Raw genomic sequence first — 3,246 nt, 5'->3', positions numbered from 1 at the left:
GCCCGGCGGCGAGCGGCCCGCGCTCTCCCTGCCGGGCTTCTGGTACGGCCGCCGCCTGGTCTCCCGGCTGCGCGCCGCCCACACCGCGGCCGGACTGCTCACGGTCGCCACCGCCCTGCTGGCCGCGGCCGCCGACCACGATCTGCGCCCCGGCGGCGGCACGGCGCTGGAGGCCTCGGGGCGGACGCTGACCGTACTCCTCGCGGCGGGCTGGGCGGCGACCGTACTGGTCGCGGTGCGCAAGGGCCGCACCGAGTCCGAGCCGGACGAACGGATCGACCGGTGGGCCTCGAAGGCCTTGCCGGGCGCCGCGCTGGGCGCACTGGCGCTGACCGCCGTGTACGTCGCCTGGCCGCGCCCCGGCTGGACCTCCTCCGCCCAGCTGCCGGGCACCGGCGTGTTCGCCTGGCTCACCCTCCTGCAGGGCGCGCTGGCCGCCGCCATCGCCGTCACCGCGTACCTCCTGCACCGGGCGGCTCCGCCGGGCTCGTGCGCCGGACGGTGCGCCATGGGCGGGCTGGGCGGCGCCGCGGTCGCCTTACTGGCCTGCGCGCTCGGCGGAGTGCTCACCGGCGGCGTGGCCCAGCGGGTGGCGGACTGGCTGGACAAGGACGGCACCCCGGGCGTGGCCGGCGGCGCCATAGCGGGGCCGCCGGTGCTGCTGAGCTGGCAGGCCGCCGTGATCCCCGTCCTGCTGCTGGTCGTGGTGGCCTTCGCGCTGTGCGCCGCGGTGCGGGCGGAGCGGACGCGCGGGCGGCTCACTCCCCAGGTCGTCGACTCCTACGAGGGCGAGCCACGCGAGCTGGAGTCCCGCAGCCGCCGGATCGCCCGCGTCGTCGCCTGGGCGCGGCTGACCGACTCCGCACCGGCCCTGATCGCCTCCGTCACCCTCACCACCGTGCTGCTGGGCGCCGGCGCCCTGGCGGGCGCGGCCCGCACCGGCCTGCCCCCGGGACCGGCCGCGGCCTCCTGGCCCGGCCCGCTGCCCGCCCTGGCCCAGACCGTCCAGGCGCTCGGCTCCTGGCTGATGGGCGCGATGGTGGTGCTGCTGGTGGCGATGGGCCGCCGCGCCTACCGCGACGCCGCCGCCCGCCGCACCGTCGGCATCCTGTGGGACGTGGGCACCTTCTGGCCGCGGGCCGCCCACCCCTTCGCGCCGCCCTGCTACGCCGAACGCGCGGTGCCGGACCTCACCTGGCGGATGTGCACCTGGACCGCGCGCACCGGCGGCCGGCTGGTGATCTCCGGGCACTCCCAGGGCAGTGTGCTGGCGGCCGCCGCCGTCTGGCAGCTCGACCCCGGCGCCCGCGGACGGGTCGCCCTGCTCACCTACGGATCCCCGCTGGAGCGGCTCTACGGACGCTGGTTCCCGGCCTGCTTCGGCCCCGCCTCCATGCGGGCGCTCGGCGAGGAGGTGGACTGCTGGCGGAACCTGTGGCGCCTGACCGACCCGATCGGCGGCCCGGTGATGCCGGGGGAGGACGGCGACCAGGAGGTGGACCGCGGCCCGCTGAGAGACCCGCTGCACTACGGGCGTACCCCCGAACATCCGCTGCCCGCACCGATCCTGGGGCACGGCGACTACCAGGCCGACCCCGCCTTCGACGCCGAGCGCACGGCGCTGCTGGACCGGCTGGACCGGCCGGCCGAGGGGCACGAGGCGCCCTGTGTCCCGGCCCAGTCCGAACGGGGGCCCGGGCCCCGCGCCGGAACCGGCCCGGCGGCGGACTAAAGCGTGTTGCAGAAGGCTGTGATCCGGGCATTTTGCCTGTATGCGTGGGGTGTTGAGGGCTGAGCCGGTGTGGGTGGAAACGTTCACGGGGCTGCGGATGCGGCAGTTCGAGCGGCTGTTGAAAGCGGTGCGGGAGCGGGGTGGCGAGGGGCCGCGGATCGGCCGTCCGTGGTGTCTGCCGCTGGCCGACCGGGTGCTGCTGGTCGCGGTGTACTACCGCACGAACCTCACCATGCGGCAGCTCGCGCCGCTGTTCGGGGTCTCGCCGGCCACGGTGTGCCGGGTCATCCAGCGACTGCGACCGCTGCTGGCCATCGAGCCGGTAACCCGGTCGGCCGATGCCGCCGACCGGCTGTGGATCGTGGACGGCACCCTGATCCCGGTGCGCGACCGCAAGGTCGGAGCATCCTCCCGCAACTACCGGTTCTCGGCGAACGTGCAGGTCATCATCGACGCCGACACCCGGCTGGTGGTCGCCGCAGCCCGGCCGGTGCCCGGCACCACCGCCGATGCGCGGGCCTGGCGCTCCTCCGGCCTGGCCGAGCACTGCCAGGGGGTGGCGGTGCTGGGCGACGGGGCGTACATCAACACCGGGCTGATCGTGCCGCACCGCAAACGCCCCGGACGGGCCCTACTGGCGGGCGAGGAGGCGGACAACGCCGAGCACCGCCGGGTACGGGCCCGGGTCGAGCACACCTTCGCCCGCATGAAGAACTACAGGATCCTCCGCGACTGCCGACAGCGCGGCGACGGCCTCCACTACGCGGTCCAGGCCGTCGCCCGCATGCACAACCTCGCACTCGCCGCATGATCAACACGAAACCGAATCGCAGCTCACCCTGCCTGCTCACAGCCTTCTGCAACACGCTTTAGGTCGTGTCTCTCAACTCCGTAGCCAGGCGATGACCGCTGCCAGCATGGCTGCGGAGCGGTAGACGATCGCGAGTTTGCCGTAACGGGTGGCCAGGCTCCGCCACTGCTTGAGCAGGCTGAACGATCGTTCCACGACGTTCCTGCGCTTGTAGGTCTCGGTGTCCAGAGTCCGGGGCCGTCCACCGCTGCGGCCCTTCCTCTTGCGGTTGGCCTGTTGATCGGTGCGCTCGGGGATCACCGTGCGGATGCCACGGACCGCGAGGTCTGCGCGGACCTGCTTGGAGGAGTACGCCTTGTCTGCGAGCAGCGCCTCCGGTGTGGTGCGCGGCCTGCCAGGGCCGAGTCGCGGGACTCGGATGTCGTCCAGCAAGAGAGAGGACCTGTGCGTCGTGGACCTGGCCAGGGGTGACTACGACGGCCAGCGGGCGGCCGTTGCCGTCCACGGCGTGATGGATCTTGGTGGTCAGGCCGCCACGGGATCGGCCTATGGCGTGGCCGGCGGGTTCGCCCCCGGTGGCAGGAGTCTCGTCCTTGCTGCGGCGGATGGCGGCGCTGGTGTCCGTCTCCGGCCGGGCCGTGTTCGTGGCGTGCTGGTGGGCCCGGTTGATCGTCGAGTCGGCCGAGACCGTCCAGTCGATCCC

General features: G+C 74.1%; 2 protein-coding genes and 1 pseudogene. 2 read left to right on the top strand and 1 reads right to left on the bottom strand.

What is annotated here, in order from left to right; translation table 11 throughout:
* Together AC2CJA_RS25535 and AC2CJA_RS25530 are read left to right on the top strand one after the other, a co-directional pair.
* Window positions 1–1,732, top strand: a 1,732-nt coding sequence (locus AC2CJA_RS25535) for a hypothetical protein (protein WP_484605033.1), incomplete at its 5' end; no start/stop codon positions are given.
* 40 nt (window positions 1,733–1,772) lie between these two features.
* Window positions 1,773–2,543 (top strand): transposase family protein, encoded by a 771-nt coding sequence (locus AC2CJA_RS25530; protein WP_484605032.1) that lies wholly within the window; start codon window positions 1,773–1,775, stop codon window positions 2,541–2,543.
* Between the two features lie 72 nt (window positions 2,544–2,615).
* Here the strand turns inward: AC2CJA_RS25530 and AC2CJA_RS25525 are convergent.
* A pseudogene (locus tag AC2CJA_RS25525) lies at window positions 2,616–3,246 on the bottom strand (IS5 family transposase); the annotation flags it as partial.

The sequence above is a fragment of the Streptomyces sp. ATLC9 genome (genome assembly GCF_057196705.1).
The sequence above is the reverse complement of the archived record's forward strand: the minus strand, read 5'-3'. Positions and strand labels throughout refer to the sequence as shown.